At 62.0% G+C, this 17,630-nt stretch carries 22 protein-coding genes; 13 read left to right on the forward strand and 9 right to left on the reverse strand.

The window, feature by feature from the left end:
- Positions 1–32: 32 nt before the first annotated feature.
- From ACQ4W7_RS20235 to miaB, 5 genes are all read right to left on the reverse strand, one after another.
- Entirely contained in the window at positions 33–911 is an 879-nt protein-coding gene (locus ACQ4W7_RS20235; protein WP_034746750.1) for a CorC family transporter, read from the reverse strand.
- A gap of 117 nt (positions 912–1,028) precedes the next feature.
- Positions 1,029–1,448 carry a DUF4259 domain-containing protein gene (locus tag ACQ4W7_RS20240; protein ID WP_436532776.1) on the reverse strand — a complete coding sequence of 140 codons (420 nt, stop codon included), beginning with the start codon at positions 1,446–1,448 and terminating at the stop codon, positions 1,029–1,031.
- Positions 1,445–1,918 (reverse strand): rRNA maturation RNase YbeY, encoded by a 474-nt coding sequence (gene ybeY / locus ACQ4W7_RS20245; protein ID WP_436532778.1) that lies wholly within the window; start codon positions 1,916–1,918, stop codon positions 1,445–1,447. Before ybeY ends, ACQ4W7_RS20240 begins: the two co-directional genes overlap by 4 nt.
- A complete protein-coding gene (locus tag ACQ4W7_RS20250) occupies positions 1,902–2,966 on the reverse strand; it encodes a PhoH family protein (RefSeq protein WP_426072083.1) in 1,065 nt (354 codons plus the stop codon). The genes ybeY and ACQ4W7_RS20250 overlap by 17 nt, the downstream gene beginning before the upstream one ends.
- Positions 2,963–4,330, reverse strand: a complete 1,368-nt coding sequence (gene miaB, locus ACQ4W7_RS20255) for a tRNA (N6-isopentenyl adenosine(37)-C2)-methylthiotransferase MiaB (protein WP_436532780.1) — start codon at positions 4,328–4,330, stop codon at positions 2,963–2,965. Before miaB ends, ACQ4W7_RS20250 begins: the two co-directional genes overlap by 4 nt.
- 686 nt (positions 4,331–5,016) lie before the next feature.
- On the opposite strand from miaB, the gene ACQ4W7_RS20260 reads away from it, so the two are divergent.
- Complete coding sequence (locus ACQ4W7_RS20260; RefSeq protein ID WP_034746769.1) at positions 5,017–5,343, forward strand: hypothetical protein; 327 nt, start codon at positions 5,017–5,019, stop codon at positions 5,341–5,343.
- Positions 5,344–5,495: 152 nt separating this feature from the next.
- Here ACQ4W7_RS20260 and ACQ4W7_RS20265 read toward each other — a convergent pair whose 3' ends face one another.
- Both ACQ4W7_RS20265 and ACQ4W7_RS20270 read right to left on the reverse strand, forming a co-directional pair.
- Complete coding sequence (locus tag ACQ4W7_RS20265; protein WP_426072085.1) at positions 5,496–6,341, reverse strand: HDOD domain-containing protein; 846 nt, start codon at positions 6,339–6,341, stop codon at positions 5,496–5,498.
- Entirely contained in the window at positions 6,338–6,676 is a 339-nt protein-coding gene (locus ACQ4W7_RS20270) for a hypothetical protein (RefSeq protein ID WP_426072086.1), read from the reverse strand. The genes ACQ4W7_RS20265 and ACQ4W7_RS20270 overlap by 4 nt, the downstream gene beginning before the upstream one ends.
- Before the next feature lie 206 nt (positions 6,677–6,882).
- Between ACQ4W7_RS20270 and ACQ4W7_RS20275 the strand changes: the two genes are divergently transcribed.
- From ACQ4W7_RS20275 to ACQ4W7_RS20290, 4 genes are read left to right on the forward strand one after another with little or no spacing between them, the layout of a single operon-like run.
- The gene (locus ACQ4W7_RS20275) at positions 6,883–8,448 is read left to right on the forward strand and encodes a sensor histidine kinase (protein WP_426072087.1); all 1,566 of its coding nucleotides are present in this window, start codon (positions 6,883–6,885) and stop codon (positions 8,446–8,448) included.
- Positions 8,449–8,463: 15 nt separating this feature from the next.
- Complete coding sequence (locus ACQ4W7_RS20280; protein WP_426072088.1) at positions 8,464–9,051, forward strand: DUF1697 domain-containing protein; 588 nt, start codon at positions 8,464–8,466, stop codon at positions 9,049–9,051.
- A complete protein-coding gene (locus tag ACQ4W7_RS20285) occupies positions 9,051–9,452 on the forward strand; it encodes a DUF3224 domain-containing protein (RefSeq protein WP_436532784.1) in 402 nt (133 codons plus the stop codon). The genes ACQ4W7_RS20280 and ACQ4W7_RS20285 overlap by 1 nt, the downstream gene beginning before the upstream one ends.
- Positions 9,449–9,631 (forward strand): hypothetical protein, encoded by a 183-nt coding sequence (locus ACQ4W7_RS20290; RefSeq protein ID WP_436532786.1) that lies wholly within the window; start codon positions 9,449–9,451, stop codon positions 9,629–9,631. The genes ACQ4W7_RS20285 and ACQ4W7_RS20290 overlap by 4 nt, the downstream gene beginning before the upstream one ends.
- Before the next feature lie 67 nt (positions 9,632–9,698).
- Here the strand turns inward: ACQ4W7_RS20290 and ACQ4W7_RS20295 are convergent, their stop codons facing one another.
- Positions 9,699–10,103 carry a hypothetical protein gene (locus tag ACQ4W7_RS20295; protein ID WP_436532788.1) on the reverse strand — a complete coding sequence of 135 codons (405 nt, stop codon included), beginning with the start codon at positions 10,101–10,103 and terminating at the stop codon, positions 9,699–9,701.
- Between the two features lie 331 nt (positions 10,104–10,434).
- On the opposite strand from ACQ4W7_RS20295, the gene ACQ4W7_RS20300 reads away from it, so the two are divergent.
- Genes ACQ4W7_RS20300 through ACQ4W7_RS20315 form a run of 4 tightly spaced genes read left to right on the forward strand, consistent with a single transcriptional unit; the run spans position 10,435 to position 12,562 of the window.
- Positions 10,435–10,788 carry an ArsR/SmtB family transcription factor gene (locus ACQ4W7_RS20300; protein WP_426072091.1) on the forward strand — a complete coding sequence of 118 codons (354 nt, stop codon included), beginning with the start codon at positions 10,435–10,437 and terminating at the stop codon, positions 10,786–10,788.
- 7 nt (positions 10,789–10,795) lie between these two features.
- The gene (locus ACQ4W7_RS20305) at positions 10,796–11,221 is read left to right on the forward strand and encodes a YeeE/YedE family protein (protein WP_436532790.1); all 426 of its coding nucleotides are present in this window, start codon (positions 10,796–10,798) and stop codon (positions 11,219–11,221) included.
- A gap of 8 nt (positions 11,222–11,229) precedes the next feature.
- Entirely contained in the window at positions 11,230–11,661 is a 432-nt protein-coding gene (locus tag ACQ4W7_RS20310; RefSeq protein WP_426072093.1) for a DUF6691 family protein, read from the forward strand.
- Positions 11,662–11,704: 43 nt separating this feature from the next.
- Positions 11,705–12,562, forward strand: a complete 858-nt coding sequence (locus tag ACQ4W7_RS20315; RefSeq protein ID WP_426072094.1) for a ChaN family lipoprotein — start codon at positions 11,705–11,707, stop codon at positions 12,560–12,562.
- 27 nt (positions 12,563–12,589) lie between these two features.
- Here ACQ4W7_RS20315 and ACQ4W7_RS20320 read toward each other — a convergent pair whose 3' ends face one another.
- The gene (locus ACQ4W7_RS20320) at positions 12,590–13,417 is read right to left on the reverse strand and encodes an IclR family transcriptional regulator domain-containing protein (protein WP_436532793.1); all 828 of its coding nucleotides are present in this window, start codon (positions 13,415–13,417) and stop codon (positions 12,590–12,592) included.
- 166 nt (positions 13,418–13,583) lie between these two features.
- On the opposite strand from ACQ4W7_RS20320, the gene ACQ4W7_RS20325 reads away from it, so the two are divergent.
- From ACQ4W7_RS20325 to ACQ4W7_RS20340, 4 genes are all read left to right on the forward strand, one after another.
- On the forward strand, positions 13,584–14,282 hold the full coding sequence (locus ACQ4W7_RS20325) for a 3-oxoacid CoA-transferase subunit A (protein WP_353660054.1): 699 nt from the start codon (positions 13,584–13,586) through the stop codon (positions 14,280–14,282).
- 11 nt (positions 14,283–14,293) lie between these two features.
- Positions 14,294–14,935, forward strand: a complete 642-nt coding sequence (locus ACQ4W7_RS20330; RefSeq protein WP_436532795.1) for a 3-oxoacid CoA-transferase subunit B — start codon at positions 14,294–14,296, stop codon at positions 14,933–14,935.
- A gap of 41 nt (positions 14,936–14,976) precedes the next feature.
- Positions 14,977–16,179, forward strand: coding sequence for a 3-oxoadipyl-CoA thiolase (gene pcaF / locus ACQ4W7_RS20335; protein WP_436532797.1), 1,203 nt, complete (start codon positions 14,977–14,979; stop codon positions 16,177–16,179).
- 152 nt (positions 16,180–16,331) lie between these two features.
- Positions 16,332–17,627 (forward strand): MFS family transporter, encoded by a 1,296-nt coding sequence (locus ACQ4W7_RS20340; protein WP_426072098.1) that lies wholly within the window; start codon positions 16,332–16,334, stop codon positions 17,625–17,627.
- Positions 17,628–17,630 lie beyond the last annotated feature (3 nt).

Below are 17,630 nucleotides of genomic sequence, written 5' to 3' on the forward strand. Positions count from 1 at the left end.
AGCGTCTGAAACGCATTTACAGCACGCGCATGTCAGAGTTCCAGTTCCGGCACGTTGGGCAGGCGCTCGACGAGCAGCACGTGCACCTGGCGCGCGTCGGCGCGCAGCACCTCGAAGCGCAAATTGCCCAGGTCGAAAATATCGCCCTTGTGCGCCATGCGGCCCAGGTACTTCGAGACCAGACCGCCGATGGTGTCGACGTCGTCGTCCACCAGGTGGCTACCCACTTCTTCGTTGAACTGTTCGATCTCGGTCAGCGCCTTGACGCGCCAGCGGGGGCCGAACTGGCCTTCCTTGAGCGACAGGATATTGTCCTCGGCTTCATCGAAGTCGTATTCGTCCTCGATATCGCCGACGATCTGTTCCAGCACGTCTTCGATGGTGATCAGGCCGGCGACGCCGCTGTATTCATCGACGACGATGGCCATGTGATTGTGGTTGGCGCGGAAATCGCGCAGCAGCACATTCAGGCGTTTCGATTCGGGAATGAAGATGGCGGGGCGCAGCATGTCGCGCACGTCGAAAGTTTCTTCTGCGTAATAACGCAGCAAATCTTTCGCCAGCAGGATACCGATGACCTTGTCGCGCTCGCCTTCGATCGCGGGGAAGCGCGAGTGGGCGGTGGACAGGACTTCCGGCATCCATTCCTCGATCGGCTTGCTGATGTCGATGACATCCATTTGCGAACGGGGAATCATGATGTCGCGCGCACAGAGATCCGATACCTGGAACACGCCTTCGATCATCGACAGGGCGTCGGCGTCGATCAGCTTGCGTTCATGCGCATCGTGTAGAACTTCGAGCAATTCTGCACGGTTCTCTGGCTCGGGGGAGATGAGTGCGGTCAGGCGTTCAAACAGTGACCGGTGGGGCTTGACGTCAGTTCTGACGCCACTAGGGTGCTCGGGCATAGGAGGCGTGAGCCGTTGTTGCGAAGGGATATAGGATACACCAAAAGTGGGCCAATACCGGATTTCCCCGCTTTTGATGCAAATTTAATACGTTGAAGTGTGCCGTTGCCCGACGTTTCAGGCGTCCTGGCCCAGCACGCGTGCGCGCAAGGCTGCCACGTCCGCCTGCCAGTCGGCGAAATGCTCGCTGTCCTGCCATAGCTGGCGCAGTTCCGACGTTTCCGCCACGATCTTGTCCAGTGCCAGGCGTGCTTTTTCCAGCAACGGCGGCGTGACTTTCTTCTTGCAGGCAGCGACCCATGCGTCCACTTCGGCGGTGGCCGGGTCGTCCTCGCCCGGTTTGCCCAGCAGGCGCGCGATTACTTCCAGCGCGGCCAGCGCTTCGGCGGCAAACGGCGCTTCCAGTTCCGCTGCCTGGCTGTCGATGACGTTGTCGAGCGTCGTCTCGACCAGTTCCAGGGTTTTATATTCGTGCAAATCCTGCGCCCAATCCATGGCGTAGTCGTTGCCGAAGGCATCCAGTGCCCAGGTGCTCATGGCGCGCACTCCTGGTACGGGTCTGTGATGCCGAGTTTCGCGAGGATGTCCGTTTCCAGGCCCTCCATCTCGGTGGCTTCCTCGTCATCCATGTGGTCGTAGCCCTGCGCATGCAGCACGCCGTGCACGATCAAATGGGCCGTATGCTCTTCCACGCTTTTCTTTTGCTCTTGCGCTTCCTTTTCCAGCACGTCCGTGCACAGGATGATGTCGGCGCGCGTGGGCTCGTCGTCACCGAGTTCTTCGCCTTCGTTGTAGGCAAAGGTCAGCACGTTGGTGGCGTAATCCTTTTCGCGGTAGTCGCGGTTCAAGGTACGGCCTTCTTCCGCATCGACGAAGCGGATGGTGAATTCGGCCGGCGCGAACAGAGCCGCCTTGACCCAGCGGCGCACTTTCGGGCGCGTGATCAGGGTTTCCAGGCGGGTGTCCGGGTATTGCACGGACAGCGAGAGTTTATTTTTTTCGGACATTTTTGGCGGCAGCTGGTTTCAATAAGGGGAGTAACTGGGCGGCGTTGGCGCCGGCCGCCTGCGCCGTTTCATAGGCATCGACGATGCGGGCGACGAGCGGATGGCGCACCACGTCGCTACTGTTAAATTGCGTAAAGCCGATGCCGCGCACATCTTTCAGCACGTGTACGGCGTCGATCAGACCGCTTGTCTGGCTCTTGTGCAGGTCGACTTGCGTCACGTCGCCCGTCACCACGGCCTTGCTGCCAAAGCCGATGCGCGTCAAAAACATCTTCATCTGCTCGACGGTGGTGTTTTGCGCTTCATCGAGGATGACGAAGGCATGGTTAAGGGTGCGCCCGCGCATATAGGCCAGCGGGGCGATCTCGATCACCTGTTTTTCAAACAGTTTTTGCGTGCGGTCAAAGCCCAGCAAATCGTACAGTGCGTCGTACAGGGGACGCAGGTAAGGGTCGACCTTTTGCGCCAGGTCGCCCGGCAAAAAGCCCAGGCGTTCGCCCGCTTCGACGGCGGGGCGCGTCAGGATGATGCGCTTGACGGCGTCGCGTTCGAGCGCGTCGACGGCGCAGGCGACGGCCAGGTAAGTCTTGCCCGTGCCGGCCGGACCCACGCCGAAGCTGATGTCGTGTTCGAGGATGTCGCGCAGGTAGGCGATCTGGTGCGGCGTGCGCCCGCGCAGGTCGCTGCGCCGGGTTTTCAGCACGGGGCTGGCGATGTCCGGCTCGACGAAGGTGCTGATGGGCGCGTTGGTATGGTGTTCCGAGGCGGCGGACAGCCCTGCGCGCTGTTCCACCAGGGCCAGCTGCACTTCTTCCAGCGGCACGACCTTGTTGGCGATGGCGTAGAACTGTTCGAGAATTTCCACGGCGCGTACGGCATTGCTGCCGCCAACGATGAATTTCTCGCCGCGGCGGAAGATCGTCACGTCGAGAGCGGCGGAAATCTGGCGCAGGTTTTCATCGAGCGGCCCGCACAGATGCGCCAGGCGCGTGTTGTCCAGCGGCTCGGGGATGAAGTAATGCGGCTGTATCGGGGCTTTGGTTTTCAACTGGCTCTTTTCAATGCGGGTGCGCTGGCGACAAGTTCGCCGCGCAGGGTGTAGGAATGGCTTTCGGTGATGCGCACGTCGACCAGTTGGCCGACCAGCTGCAGCGCGTCCGGGCCGGCGTCGAAATTGACCACGCGGTTGTTTTCCGTGCGGCCTTGCAGCTCGCGATCAATCGTATCTTTCTTCGAGCGGCCTTCGACGAGGATGGTTTGCACGCTGCCCACCATGGCCAGGCTGTACTTGCGCGTGTTGGCGTCGATGGCCGCCTGCAGCTGCTGCAAACGGGCCAGCTTGACGTCATGCGGCGTGTCGTCTTCCAGGCTGGCAGCCGGCGTGCCGGGGCGCTTGCTGAAGATGAAGCTGTAGCTGTTGTCGAAACCGACGTCGGCGATCAGCTTCATCATGGCGTCGAAGTCGGCCTGGGTCTCGCCAGGGAAACCGACGATGAAGTCCGAGGAAATGGCCATGTTCGGGCGCACGGCGCGGATGCGGCGGATGATGGACTTGTATTCGAGGCCCGTGTAGCCGCGCTTCATGGCGCCGAGGATCTTGTCGGAACCGTGCTGCGCCGGCAGGTACAAATGGTCGACCAGTTGCGGGATCTTGGCATAGGCGTCGATCAGGCGCTGCGTGAATTCCTTCGGGTGGCTGGTGACGAAGCGCATGCGGGCGATGCCGGGAATGTCGGCCACGTACTCGAGCAGCAGGGCGAAGTCGGCGATCTCTCCCCCTTCCATCGCGCCGCGGTAGGCGTTCACATTTTGGCCCAGCAGGGTGATTTCCTTGACGCCCTGGGCGGCCAGTCCCGCCACTTCCTTCAGCACGTCCTCGAAGCGGCGCGACACTTCTTCGCCGCGCGTGTAGGGCACGACGCAGTAGCTGCAATATTTGCTGCAGCCTTCCATGATGGAGACAAACGCCGAAGCGCCGTCCACTTTGGCCGGCGGCATGTGGTCGAACTTTTCGATTTCCGGGAAGCTGATGTCGACCTGCGAGGCGCCGCTGGAGCGACGCAGGGCTATCATCTGCGGCAGGCGGTGCAGGGTTTGCGGGCCGAAGACCATGTCGACATACGGCGCGCGCTTGACGATGGCGTCGCCTTCCTGCGAGGCCACGCAGCCGCCCACACCGATCAAGAGGTGCGGCTTGGCCAGTTTCAGCTCGCGCAGACGGCCCAGGTCGGAAAACACCTTTTCCTGCGCCTTTTCGCGCACGGAGCAGGTGTTGAGCAGGATCACATCGGCATCTTCCGGCGTGTCGGTACGCACCAGGCCGTCGGAGGCGCCCAGCACGTCGGCCATCTTGTCTGAGTCGTACTCGTTCATCTGGCAGCCGAAGGTTTTAATGAATACTTTTTTCTGCATGGAGTCGGGTGCTTATCGGTAAATGTGGCGGCAAATAAATGGGGCAAAAAATGGGGCAAAAAATGGGGCAAATAAGTGTGGCGACAAGGGGGCTTGCGCCGTGCGCCGCCCAGGGTGGGGACGGTGGATGACCGGCCGGGCGCCTCTGGCTGCCCGGTGGCAGGCTCGCTGCAAGTTCAAGCCATAGTTTAGCGTAAATCGCCGGGACGGGCCATGGCGCGCTGATCTTGCCGACCAGATTGCAGCGTGAATACGGCGCACGACATGACGATGCTGAAAAGCATTTATTGCCGTGCGACACCATTGATTTGTAACAAGTTGCTGCAAAGCCTTGTGCGCGCCCGCTGGCATCCTAATGTGTTGAAATAGCATCGTTTCCAAGCCAACCAGCAGCTTGATTGATATTTAACAATCAGGAAGTTTGCGCGAGGCGCAGATGCGGCCTGTTTGGGCTAGTATATTGTCTTATATGCAATTCATTTTAGTGAATTGCACGTGTTTTACTCACGCGGCATGCTGCACACGTTGGCTGAACGTGGCTGTGCGAGTCCTGTGCAGGCAGTGCGAGAAGGAGGGAAGAAGGAGGGGAGGCTGAATCGGATGGGAAGACGTTTATTTAAACACTCTAAGCCAGCCTTAAGTTCGTATCGGCATTATTTTCTACATTCACCAGACGAGGAAAAATCATGGCACATCATGCATTAGCATCGCAAGAGAGTTACAACCCGAATCACCTGCTGGATATTCTGCTGAGCAAGATGCAGCTGAAAAACGACGCAGCCCTGTCGCGCCTGCTTGAAGTGGCGCCACCCGTCATCAGCAAGATCCGCCACCACCGCTTGCCGGTCGGCGCCTCGCTGTTGATCCGCATGCACGAAGTGACGGGCATGAGCATCCGTGACCTGCGCGACTTGATGGGCGACCGCCGCACCAAGTATCGTCTGTCCGACGCCCAGGGTCGTCCAAAAGCGGAAGACCGCGGCGATGCGCAAGAATCGAATTACGCGCACTGATGTGGTTGCGCGCTGACTGTGCCGCTTGCGTAGCTGCTGGCGGCAACAGGCTGGCGCGGACCGGGCAGCATGGACCGGGTAAGATGGATATACCGCAGTACCCATAACGGCTTTCGCTTCGCGGCGAGAGCCGTTGGCATTTGGCGCGGCGGTTAGCTCAGCAGTGCCGAGGTGATTTCGTCGTAGCGCAGCTCCGTTTCACGGAACAGTTGCAGATACGTGTCTTCGCCCAGGCCCAGCGCATCCCAGGCCACCGGCGAGACGCGCGGCACCATGTCGTCGCCCGCTTGCGCCAGGTCGAGCGCGCAGACGATAGCATTGGCCACGTGGATCAGCGCTGCCAGGAAGCCGGCCCCCGGCGCTTCCGGCTGCAGGTAGTTGGCCAGTGCCAGGTGCATGGTGTCGGAAAAATTCCAGTGCTCGGCCAGTGCCACGCCTGCCTGCACATGGTCCACGCCCAGCACGGCCCGCTCCGCTTCGAGCAGGCTGCTATCGTGCGTTGCCTGGTGCGCGATGACTTGGGCGTAGTGCGCGGGAAAACTGCTGACCAGCACCAGACGGCCGATGTTATGCAGCAAGCCGGCCGTAAAGGCGTAATCCTGGTTAAAGCGGATCTGCCGCGCCAGCACCTTGGCGCAGGCGGCCGTCGCCACCGAATGGCGCCAGAAAGCCTTGTCGTCGAAGCCGGGACAGCGTCCTTCCGGGAAGCAACCCGTGATGGCGGCGGACGTGATCAGGCTGCGCGTGGTCTGGAAGCCCAGGTAGGTAATCGCCTGCTGGATGGTGGTGGCCTTCACTTGCAGGCCATATTGGGAAGAGTTGGCCAGGCGCAAGGTTTTCGCCGTCAGCGCCTGGTCGTACGACACTTTTTTGGCCAGCACGGAAATATCGACGTCTTCCTGGTCGATGCTGTTGAGTAACTCCATCACGACGGCGGGCAGCGAGGGCAGGTTATCAAGGTGGGCGACGATATCGTCTAGGGTCAACTGGGTGCTCATGTCGCGTCTCCCGTACCCAGGCGGTATTGCATGACATAGCTGCGCAGCAAGGTGGTGGCCGCGTCCTCGGGATCGTCCGGATCATGCTTGCGGAACAGATGGGCTAGCCGCGCGCTGTGGGCCGCTTGCTGTGCGGCGATTGCTTCCGGCGAGGGCGGCGGCGCCTGGATCGGCAGCATGTCGATGCCGTGGCGCGGCATCAGGGCCAGCATGTTTTCCGTCAGTACCGCGCCTTGCGGCAACAGCACTTGTCCATGCGCGTCGAGCAAGACATCCGACAAGACCATGCCAGGACGCACTTGTTCAAGGGGTAGATGTTGATGCATGACCGCCATGACGACTCCTTAGATGATTGCGGGATATTACCATTGCCATGACGCAATGTCTCAACCTGTATCAAGACCACGCTGGAAAACGGGGCTGCTGTAAATCTTGCCAATAAGCATGTCATACCGTACATTTGCTTCAGGCTGTTGTCCGCTGACGTATCTGCGCCCGCACCGCGGGCCGGCGAGCTGCCTGGTCCGGGGAGTGTTGATCGATGGTGAGTATCCAAGTCCGGCTGACCCTGCTTTTTGTCGTGATCGTCACCTTGGTGTTGGGCATTTCCGGCAGCTATACCCAATATACACTGAGCCAGGAACTCGAATCGGGCAGTGCGCGCCTGCGCAGCGGCGTGCTGACGCGCTTGCAGACCAGCTTGCCTTCCGCCCTGTGGGACCTCGATAAATCCAAGGTCGACAGCATCGTCGCTGCCGAAATGCTGCCGCCGGAACTGGTCGGCATCCGCGTCTACGATGCTTCCGTGGGCCTGTTCGCGGGCGAAGTGCGCGATGCGGCCGGCACCTTGGTGCCTTTGACCTCCGACGTGGCCATGGGCGGCATGCCCGTCGAGGCGCCGCTGGTGTTCCGCGACGCCGTCGCGGCGGCCACGGGTGGCAAGCCGGTGATCGTCGGCAAGGTCATCGTCAATTTCAGCCGTGCGCAGATCGATGCGGCCCTGCGCAGCGAAGTGCGGCGCAAGGTGCTGGAAGTGTTGCTGCTTGACATCATCCTGGTGGGTGCTCTGGCGCTGAGCCTGCGCATCGTCTTCGGGCCCTTGAAACAGTTGCGCGACGGCTTGATCGACCTGGCCACGCGCGGCAGCGATGAGGTCGAGGAGTTGCCGGAAAACCGGCGCGACGAATTGGGCGACGTGATCCGCGGCTTCAATGCCGTGCAGCGCAAGCTCAAGTCCATCATCGAGGGCAGCCGCGAGGCGGAAGACATGGCGCGCCGTTCGCAGCAGGAGACGGCGCAGGCCATGGACGAGCTGCGCCGCGCGCAGGAATCGTTGCTGCAGTCGGAACGCCTGGCCTCGCTGGGCAGCCTGGTGGCGGGCGTGGCGCATGAAATCAATACCCCGGTCGGCATTGCGCTGACCAGCGCTTCGGTGCTGAAGGAAGCCACCGATCACATCAGTGCAGCGGTGGCCGGCGGCAGCGTGAAGAAAACCGATATCGTGCGTTACCTGGAAACGGCCAGCGAAAGTGCGCGGCTGATCATGAACAATGCCTACCGCGCCGCACATCTGATCCACAGCTTCAAGCAGATCGCCGTCGACCAGGTCAGCGAGGCGCGCCGTTTGTTCGAATTGCGCGACTATATCGGTGAAGTGGTCTCGAGCCTGCAGCCGACCTTGAAAAAGACGCGCATCAGCATCGATATCCATTGTCCGCCTGACATCATGCTCGACAGCTATCCGGGCGCGCTGGCGCAGGTGCTGACCAATTTGGTCTTGAACTGTGTCGAGCACGCCTTCGATGCAGATACTGCCGGTAACATCCATATCGGCGTGCGCCGCGACGGCGAGTGGATCTCCATGCAGGTGCGCGACAACGGCCGCGGCATCGCGCCCGATATGCTCGACCGCGTGTTTGACCCGTTTGTCACCACGCGGCGCGGACAGGGCGGCACGGGCTTGGGCTTGAATATCGTGTTTAACTTGATTGCCAAGCAGTTTGGCGGCACCATCACGGTCAGCAGCACGCTGGGGCAGGGCGCGACATTCCTGCTGCGTCTGCCCACGGTGACGCCGTTACCTGACAGCACCAGCAGCCAGGCATAGGCAAGGAGAAGAGACATGGCACAGCTAGAAAACAGTCAGCAAGTCGCGTTTTTGCGCGGGATCAATGTGGGCCGTGCCAAGCGCGTGGCCATGGCCGATCTGCGCAAGCTGCTGGGCGACTTGGGTTTTGCGCAGGTACGTACCGTACTCAACAGCGGTAACGTCGTATATGAGGGGGGCAAGGTGGCACCGGCCGAGGCCGCTGCCCGCATCGAAGAAGCGCTGGTACTGAAACTGGGCGTGGCGGCCAGGGTGACGGTGCTGTCGGCCAGCCAGTTTGCCGAACTGATGGAGCAGAACACCTTGGCGCCCGCGGCCGATGCCGCCCGTCTGCTGACGCTGGTGCTGAACAATCCTGCCGACGTGCAGCGCCTGGCGCCGTTACTGCAGCGGCCGTGGCAGCCGGAAGCGCTGGCGCTGGGGCGGTGGGCAGCGTATGCATGGTGTCCCGATGGCGTGCTGGCCAGCAAGGTGGTGGCGGCGCTGGGCGTACTGCTGGGTGATGGCGTCACCTCGCGCAACTGGGCCACCATGCAAAAATTACATGCGCTGCTGAACGGGCCCGATGCGGCTGCCACATCCTCATTTTCCAAGGAGTACTGATGCCTGCCATTACCGGCGCATTCGACGTCACCATCAGCCCGGAAACCTTGTCGGACACGGCCGCGCAGTCGGGGTTGGGACGCTTGTCGCTAGCCAAGCGCTACCATGGCGCTCTCGACGCCAGCGCACAGGGCGAGATGCTCAGCGTGCGCGCTGCCGTGGCCGGTTCGGCAGGCTATGTGGCGCTGGAACGGGTCGAGGGTGCCCTGGACGGGCGCCACGGCAGTTTTTATCTGCAGCACAGCGGCAGCATGACGCGCGGTGCGCCCGCCTTGTCGGTGACGGTGGTGCCCGATACGGGGACGGGCCAGTTGCAAGGGCTGTCGGGCAGCCTGGCCATCCGCAGCGAAGACGGCAAGCATTATTATGATTTCACGTATGACATTGCTGAGACGCCATGAACTGGGATATCGTCAAGGGCGTGCTGATCCTGCTGGTCGCCGTCAGCGCCCTGGGCATGGCATTCGTACTCATGTCCGCCTCGGGGCCGGACAAGGCAGGCTGCATCGCGCGCGCCCTGAAATCAGGCATTCCTGTGGGTAATATCGAGAGAGTCTGCCGTCTGCTGGACAAGTCGTAGCGCAGATAAAAAATTCCGCGCAAGGCGGAATTTTTTACGCTGGCGCCATGACGCCGCACAAGTCGCTTCAACTATCGAATTTTTCCTGTTTTTCACCGTGCATGCTCAAGGCCAGCAAACCCAGTCCCACCATTAACATCGAAACCATGCTCGCTTCTGGCACGGGCGCAGGTACATTGGATTGCTGTGCAGGCGCTGCCGTGATGGGCTTGGGAGGTGCCAGGGTGCCATGGCGTGCGCCGTTGCTCCAGTGTGACACCGTAATCGCGGTACTGCTGGCCAGCAGGCGCGCGTACGGCAAGTCCGGCGTTTCCCAGCCGGGATTGTTATTCAAGCTGATGCTTTCATCGATCGTCACAGCTTCGCTGGCATCGTGTAGCTTGCCCACCGTCGTATCGCTGACTGCCGCCACGCTCCATGCACTGGCCGACAGCGCCAGCATGGCCACGCATAGCGGCTGAAAGATCTTCATCTTTGACTCCTTGGTTCACCGTTCGGCGCGGCCGAAACCGGCCTGCGCCTGGACGGACAATGCGCCTGTACGGGGGCGTATCACGATTTTTCTGATGAGGCCTTATTACAGCACAAATCGTGGCAATTTTGCTACGTAAATTTGCATTAAATTACGAATATTTATCATTTTGATAGTGCGAAGACTATCGCTGCGGCACACTTTGCATGAGCACGCTATCGTTGAAAAACACTGTTGTTTTTTTGTGCGAATCGCCAGCAGGAAAACAATATATTGATTAGTATATTGTTTATCGCACGATGCACAACATGACCGCCTGTGGGAGGGCAAGATGGAGACAGTTGCAACACAACACGCCGAATACAAGCTCGATGCCATGCGCGCCTCGGCCTACAAAGCCAGCGCGCTGCTCAAGGCCATGGGCAATGCCGACCGCCTGATGCTGCTGTGCCAGCTTTCGCAGGGCGAGCATTGCGTCAGCGACCTTGAGCAAAAGGTGGGCATCGGCCAGCCGACCCTGTCGCAGCAACTGGGCGTGCTGCGCGAGGAAATGCTGGTGGCCACGCGGCGCGACGGCAAACAGATTTATTACCGTGTCGCCAGCGCATCCGTGTTGGCCGTGCTGCAGGTGTTGTACGCGCAATTTTGCGCGCCGCGCCCCCTGTTCAACGACGAAGCGGACTGACCTTGCCATGAATATAGCCTGGCAACACTTCACCCCCTGGGCCTCGCTGGCCGGCGGCATGCTGATCGGCCTGGCGGCTGCCCTGCTGATCCTGTTCAATGGCCGCATTGCCGGCATCAGCGGCATCCTCGGCGGCCTGCTGCGCCCGCGCCAGGGCGACCTGGGCTGGCGCATCGCTTTTCTAGCGGGCCTGATCGGCACGCCCCTGTTGTATTCGCTGTGGCAAGCCTTGCCGCCTGTACAGATCGACGCGGCCACGCCGGCCCTGATCGTCGCGGGCCTGATGGTGGGCGTGGGCGTGCGCTATGGCGCCGGCTGCACCAGCGGCCACGGCGTGTGCGGCCTGTCGCGCCTGTCACCCCGTTCGCTGGCGGCCACCATGGCCTTCATGGCGGCCGGTTTCCTCACCGTGTATCTGTTGCGCCATCTGTGAGCAAGCCTATGAGCAAGCTACTCCTTTCCCTGTTAAGCGGCCTCGTCTTTGGCTTGGGCCTGATCGTTTCCGGCATGAGCAACCCGGCCAAGGTGCTTGGTTTCCTCGACCTGGCAGGCGCCTGGGACCCGTCGCTGGCGCTGGTGATGGGCGGTGCCATCGCCGTGGGCCTGCCTGCGTTCTGGCTGGCAGGACGGCGCAGCACGGCGCTGCTGGGCGAGCCCATGCAATTGCCAGCGGCGCGGCGCATCGACCGGCGTTTGCTGCTGGGCAGCCTGGCCTTTGGCGCAGGCTGGGGCATCGCCGGTTTCTGTCCCGGTCCCGCCCTCGTATCCCTGCTGGCGGGCCAGCCGAAGGCATGGATTTTTGTGGGCGCGATGCTGGCCGGTATGGCCCTCTTTGAAGTACTGGAGCGCCGCAAGGCACCCGCGCCGGCCTGAGACGGTACAATCTGGCGCATCGTCACTCTGGATACCCGCATACATGAAGACCGTGATTTTCCGCGCCGGCGCGCGTGCCGCCCTGCTGTGCAGCGTGCTGGCGCTGGCTGCCTGCGGCAACTTGCTGAAGAAGACAGCGCCGCCCGCTCCCGCGCCCGTGGCCGATACCTTGCCCAATCCGCAAGTATTGCTGCTGGGTGAAGTGCATGACAATGCGCAAGGCCAGCGCCTGCGCGTCGAGGAGTTGCAGCGCCGCCTGGCGGCTGGCTGGCGTCCCGTGATTGTCATGCAGCAGTTCGACCGCGAAAACCAGGCCTTGCTGACGCGCGCCGCGCGCGATTGCGCCGACCCCGACTGCATCATCCGCGTGATGGAACAGCCGCGCTGGGACTGGAGCTTGTACCGGCCCGTGCTGGACCTCGTCATCAGCTACCAGCTGACTCTGGTCGCCGGCAATTTGTCGCCGGCCGATGCCTCGCGCATCGTGCGCGACGGCATCCAATCGGCGATGCCGCCCGCCATGGTGGCCACTTACCTGGCCGCGCCCGTGCCGGCCGATATCCTGGACGGGCAACAGAAGGAGGTCCAGGCGGCCCGCTGCAATATGCTGCCCGAGATGATGATCAAAGGTGTCGTCAACGCCCAGGTGGCGCGCGATATCTGGATGGCCAAGCTGATCCGCGACCAGGCGCCGCGCGATGTGGTGCTGATCGCTGGCAATGCGCATGTGCGCAAGGATATCGGCGTGCCCCGCTGGCTGAAGCTGGCCGACCCGCAACTGAACGTGCGCAGCATCGGCTACCTGGAGCAGGGCGGCAGCGGCTACAAGGGCACGTTCGACTTGACGCAAACCATGCCGGCGCAGTCGCGTCCGGACCCGTGCGCGAAGTTCAAGCAATAAAACAAGCAATATATCAAGCAATAAGCGCTACTGCTGCACCCGCACCAGGGCGCTGACCCGGCTGGCCGTATCGAGCAGTTTCGGCAAGCTGTCTTCCAGCAAATGCGCCACGGACGGCCCCGCCGTCTGGCCGCTGACATTGATCGCCGCCACCACCTTGCCGCCCCGGTCGAACACGGGCGCGGCCAGGGCGATCAAGCCCTGTTCCAGCTCTTCCTGCACCAGGCACCAGCCCTGGCGCCGCACTTGCGCAATCTCTTCCATCAAAGCCTCGATATCGACCTTGGTCGCCGGCGTGATTTTCAGCAGCGCCATCTTCGACAGCCGTTCGCGCAGCACGTCGGGCGTCAGGCCCGACAGCAAGACTCTGCCCATCGAAGTGCAGTAGGCGGGCAGGCGGCTGCCGATGCCCAGGTTGATCGACATGGTGCGGTGCGCGGACAGGCGCACCACGTACACGATGTCGTCGCCGTCGAGCACTGTAGCCGAGCACGACTGGCGCAAGGTGTGCATCAATGCTTCCAGCAGCGGCTGCGCCTGGGTCCACACGGGCAAGGACGACAGGTAGGCGTAACCGAGGTCGAGCACCTTGGGCGTCAGGCGGAACAGCCGCCCGTCCGCTTCCACATAACCGAGATGCAACAAGGTGAGCAAGATGCGCCGCGCGCCCGCGCGCGTCAGCTGCGCCCGTTCCGCCACTTCGCTCAAGGTCTGTTGCGGCGCCTCCGCGCCAAAGCTGCGCAAGACGGCCAGGCCCCGTGCGAACGATTGCACATAGCTGTCGCCAGGGCGGGGCGCGCCGTCGCCATCCAGGGTTTCTTCGGCGGAAAGGGGCGTGCTGCGGCGGTCGGTCATGGCGATTCCAATGGGTCAAGGTGGCAATTATAGCCATGGCGCTGGTGAAACCGGCAAATTGACAAGCGCGCCGATCAGGCATATTCTCACGAATAAGTTCTAAATACGAATATTTGTTCTTTATGCGAACAAATGGTTGATGAGTTTGATTTGGAGGAGACAGGCAATGATCGACAAACTGCGTTCCAGCGTCCTAGAGGCGCTGGCCGATATCCACGATGGCGCCACCGTCATGATTGGCGGCTTCGGCGGCGCGGGCCAGCCGGCCGAGCTGATCGACGGCTTGATCGCCCAGGGGGCGCGCGACCTCGTCATCGTCAACAACAATGCGGGCAATGGCGACACGGGTCTGGCCGCCCTGTTGAAAAACGGGCAGGTGCGCAAGATCATCTGCTCGTTCCCGCGCCAGGCCGATTCCCACGTTTTTGACGCGCTGTACCGCGCGGGCAAGCTGGAACTGGAACTGGTGCCGCAGGGAAACCTGGCCGAACGCATCCGCGCTGCCGGCGCCGGCATCGGCGGCTTTTTTACGCCCACGGGTTACGGCACGGACTTGGCCAAAGGCAAGGAAACGCGCGAGATCGATGGCCGCATGTATGTGTTCGAGTCGCCCATCCACGCCGATTTCGCGCTGATCAAGGCGGAGCAGGGCGACCGCTGGGGCAACCTGACCTACCGCAAGACGGCGCGCAACTTCGGCCCCATCATGGCCATGGCCGCGAAAGTCAGCATTGCTTCTGTGCATGAAGTAGCCGAGCTGGGCAGCATCGATCCCGAACACGTCATCACGCCGGGCCTGTTCGTGCAGCGCCTCGTGCAAGTGCCGCGCACGGCCACCGGCCCCGCCGGCTTCAAAGCTGCCTGAGGAGTATCAAATTGAACAAATGGAATCGAGAGCAAATGGCGGCCCGCGTGGCGGCCGACATTCATGAAGGCGCCGTGGTGAACCTGGGCATCGGCTTGCCGACCCTGGTAGCGAATCACTTGCCGGCTGGCGCCGACATCATCTTGCACAGCGAAAATGGCGTGATTGGCATGGGTCCCGCGCCCGCGCCCGGCGAGGAAGACTACGACTTGATCAACGCGGGCAAGCAGCCCGTCACCCTGTTGGCGGGCGGCAGCTATTTCCACCATGCCGACAGCTTTGCCATGATGCGCGGCGGCCATCTGGACATCTGCGTGCTGGGTGCTTTTCAAGTGTCCGCCACGGGCGACCTGGCCAACTGGCACACGGGTGCCCAAGACGCCATTCCCGCCGTGGGCGGGGCCATGGACCTGGCCATCGGCGCGAAAAAAACCTGGGTCATGATGGAATTGCTGACCAAGACCGGTGAAAGCAAGCTGGTGCAGGCGTGCAGCTATCCGCTCACGGGCATCGCTTGCGTCAGCCGCATCTACAGCGACCTGGCCGTGCTCGATCTGGGGCCAAACGGCGCCACGGTCGTCGAACTGGCCGATGGCTTGAGTTTTGAGCAGTTGCAAGCGTTGACGGCCGTGCCGCTGACGGACGGATGTTAATTCATCATCAATACGCACACCACTTTCTTGGAGGAATGAACATGCACCACGCGTACATTTGCGACGCCCAGCGTACGCCATTCGGCCGTTATGGCGGCGGACTCGCTGGCGTGCGCGCCGACGACCTGGGCGCCGTGCCCATCCGTGCCTTGATGGCGCGCAATCCGAACGTGGACTGGAGCTTTGTTACTGACGTGCTGTACGGCTGCGCCAACCAGGCGGGCGAAGACAACCGCAACGTGGCGCGCATGGCCGCCTTGCTGGCAGGATTGCCCGACAGCGTGCCGGGCGCCACCCTGAACCGTTTGTGCGGCTCGGGCCTGGACGCCATCGGCAGCGCCGCGCGCTTCATCAAGAGCGGTGAAGCGGGCATGCTGATCGCCGGCGGCGTAGAAAGCATGAGTCGCGCACCGTTTGTCATGGGCAAGGCCGACAGCGCCTTTGCACGCGGCATGAAAATGGAAGACACGACCATCGGCTGGCGCTTCATCAATCCCCTGATGAAGGCGCGGTACGGCGTCGATTCGATGCCGGAAACGGCGGAAAACGTGGCGTCCGACTTTGGCATCAGCCGCGCTGACCAGGATGCATTCGCCCTGGCCAGCCAGCTGAAAGCGCTGGCGGCGCAGCAGGCGGGCGTGTTCGACAGCGAAATCTGTCCCGTCAGCATCGCCCAAAAGAAGGGCGATCCCATCGTCGTTGCCCGCGACGAGCATCCGCGCGCCACCACGCTGGACACCCTTGCCAAATTGCAGCCCGTCGTGCGCGCGGATGGCACGATTACTGCCGGTAACGCGTCCGGCGTCAATGATGGCGCGGCAGCGCTGTTGCTGGCCGACGAAGCAAACGCGGCCCGTTTTGGCCTGACACCCCGCGCGCGCGTCGTGGCCATGGCGACGGCCGGCGTGGCGCCGCGCATCATGGGCATCGGCCCTGCGCCCGCCACCCTGAAAGTGCTGGCCATGACGGGTTTGCGCCTGGCCGACTTCGACGTCATCGAACTCAACGAAGCGTTTGCCGCGCAAGGGCTAGCCGTGCTACGCCAGCTGGGCTTCCAGGATGACGACCCGCGCGTCAACCCGAACGGCGGCGCGATTGCCCTGGGCCATCCGCTGGGCGCCTCGGGTGCGCGGCTGGCCATGACGGCCGTCAATCAGTTGCACCGCACGGGTGGACGCTACGCGCTTTGTACGATGTGCATCGGCGTAGGCCAGGGCATCGCGCTGGTGCTGGAACGCGTCTGATCGGCAGCGCCGGATGGCGAAAAAAGTTGCCGACGCTACGTATTAACCCGTATGTCGGGCGGCTTTTTCACCTTGACCCAGCGCGTATGATGCAACACCAGCCCGGGCAGCCTGGTTGGCGTTGGCTTTTTTACACGAACAAGAAGATTGATATGACATCCCACGATACTCCGCATGACGTTGCGCAGCTGACTTCCCAGCAGCGCATCAAGGCCATCATTGGCGCTTCCTCCGGTAACCTGGTCGAATGGTTCGACTTCTACATTTACTCGTTCTGCGCGCTGTATTTCTCGCACGCCTTCTTCCCTTCCGGTAACCCCACCACGCAGCTGCTGCAGACGGCCGGCATCTTTGCCGCCGGCTTCCTCATGCGTCCGGTGGGCGGCTGGCTGTTCGGCCGCATTGCCGACAAATACGGCCGCCGCCAGTCGATGATGATTTCCGTGCTGATGATGTGCGGCGGTTCCTTGATGATCGCCGTGCTGCCCACGTATGAAACCATCGGCGCCTTCGCCCCGTTCCTGCTGCTGGTGGCGCGGCTGTTCCAGGGCCTGTCCGTGGGCGGCGAATACGGCACCAGCGCCACCTACATGAGCGAAGTGTCGGAATCGGGCAGGCGCGGTTTCTTTGCTTCGTTTCAGTACGTGACCTTGATCGGCGGCCAGTTGCTGGCATTGCTGGTGCTGGTGGTCTTGCAGCAATTGCTGACCCTGGAAGAATTGCGTGCCTGGGGCTGGCGCATCCCGTTTGTGTTTGGCGCGCTGGCGGCCCTGGTGTCGCTGAACCTGCGTAAATCCCTGACGGAAACGACCACCGCCAGCGAGCGCAAGGACAAGGACGCGGGCAGCCTGCGCGGCTTGCTCAAGCATAAGCGCGCCTTCATCACCGTGCTGGGCTTTACGGCCGGCGGCTCGCTGGTGTTCTACACCTTCACCACCTATATGCAGAAATACCTGGTCAACACGGCCGGCATGGATACCAAGACGGCCAGCGCTGTCATGACCTGCGCGTTGCTCGTCTACATGATTTTGCAACCGGTGTTCGGCGCCCTGTCCGACCGCATCGGACGCCGCACCTCGATGCTGTTCTTCGGCGGTCTGGCCACCCTGTGCGTGCTGCCGATCATGCATGCCCTGAAAGACATCACCAGCCCGTACGCGGCGTTCGGCTTGATCATCATCGCGCTGGCCGTCATCAGTTTCTATACGTCGATCAGCGGCTTGATCAAGGCGGAAATGTTCCCCGTCGAAGTGCGCGCGCTGGGCGTGGGCCTGTCGTATGCGGTCGCCAACGCCATGTTCGGCGGTTCGGCCGAATACGTGGCGCTGCAGTTCAAGGCCTGGCACGTGGAAGAGTATTTCTATTGGTACGTGACCATCATGTGCCTGATTTCCTTCATCGTCGCCATCCGCATGCCGGACCCAAGCCGCTCGGGCCTGCTGAAGTAATGT

The organism is Janthinobacterium algoris, from assembly GCF_051380935.1.
In the GTDB taxonomy this organism is placed as follows: Bacteria; Pseudomonadota; Gammaproteobacteria; order Burkholderiales; family Burkholderiaceae_D; genus Janthinobacterium.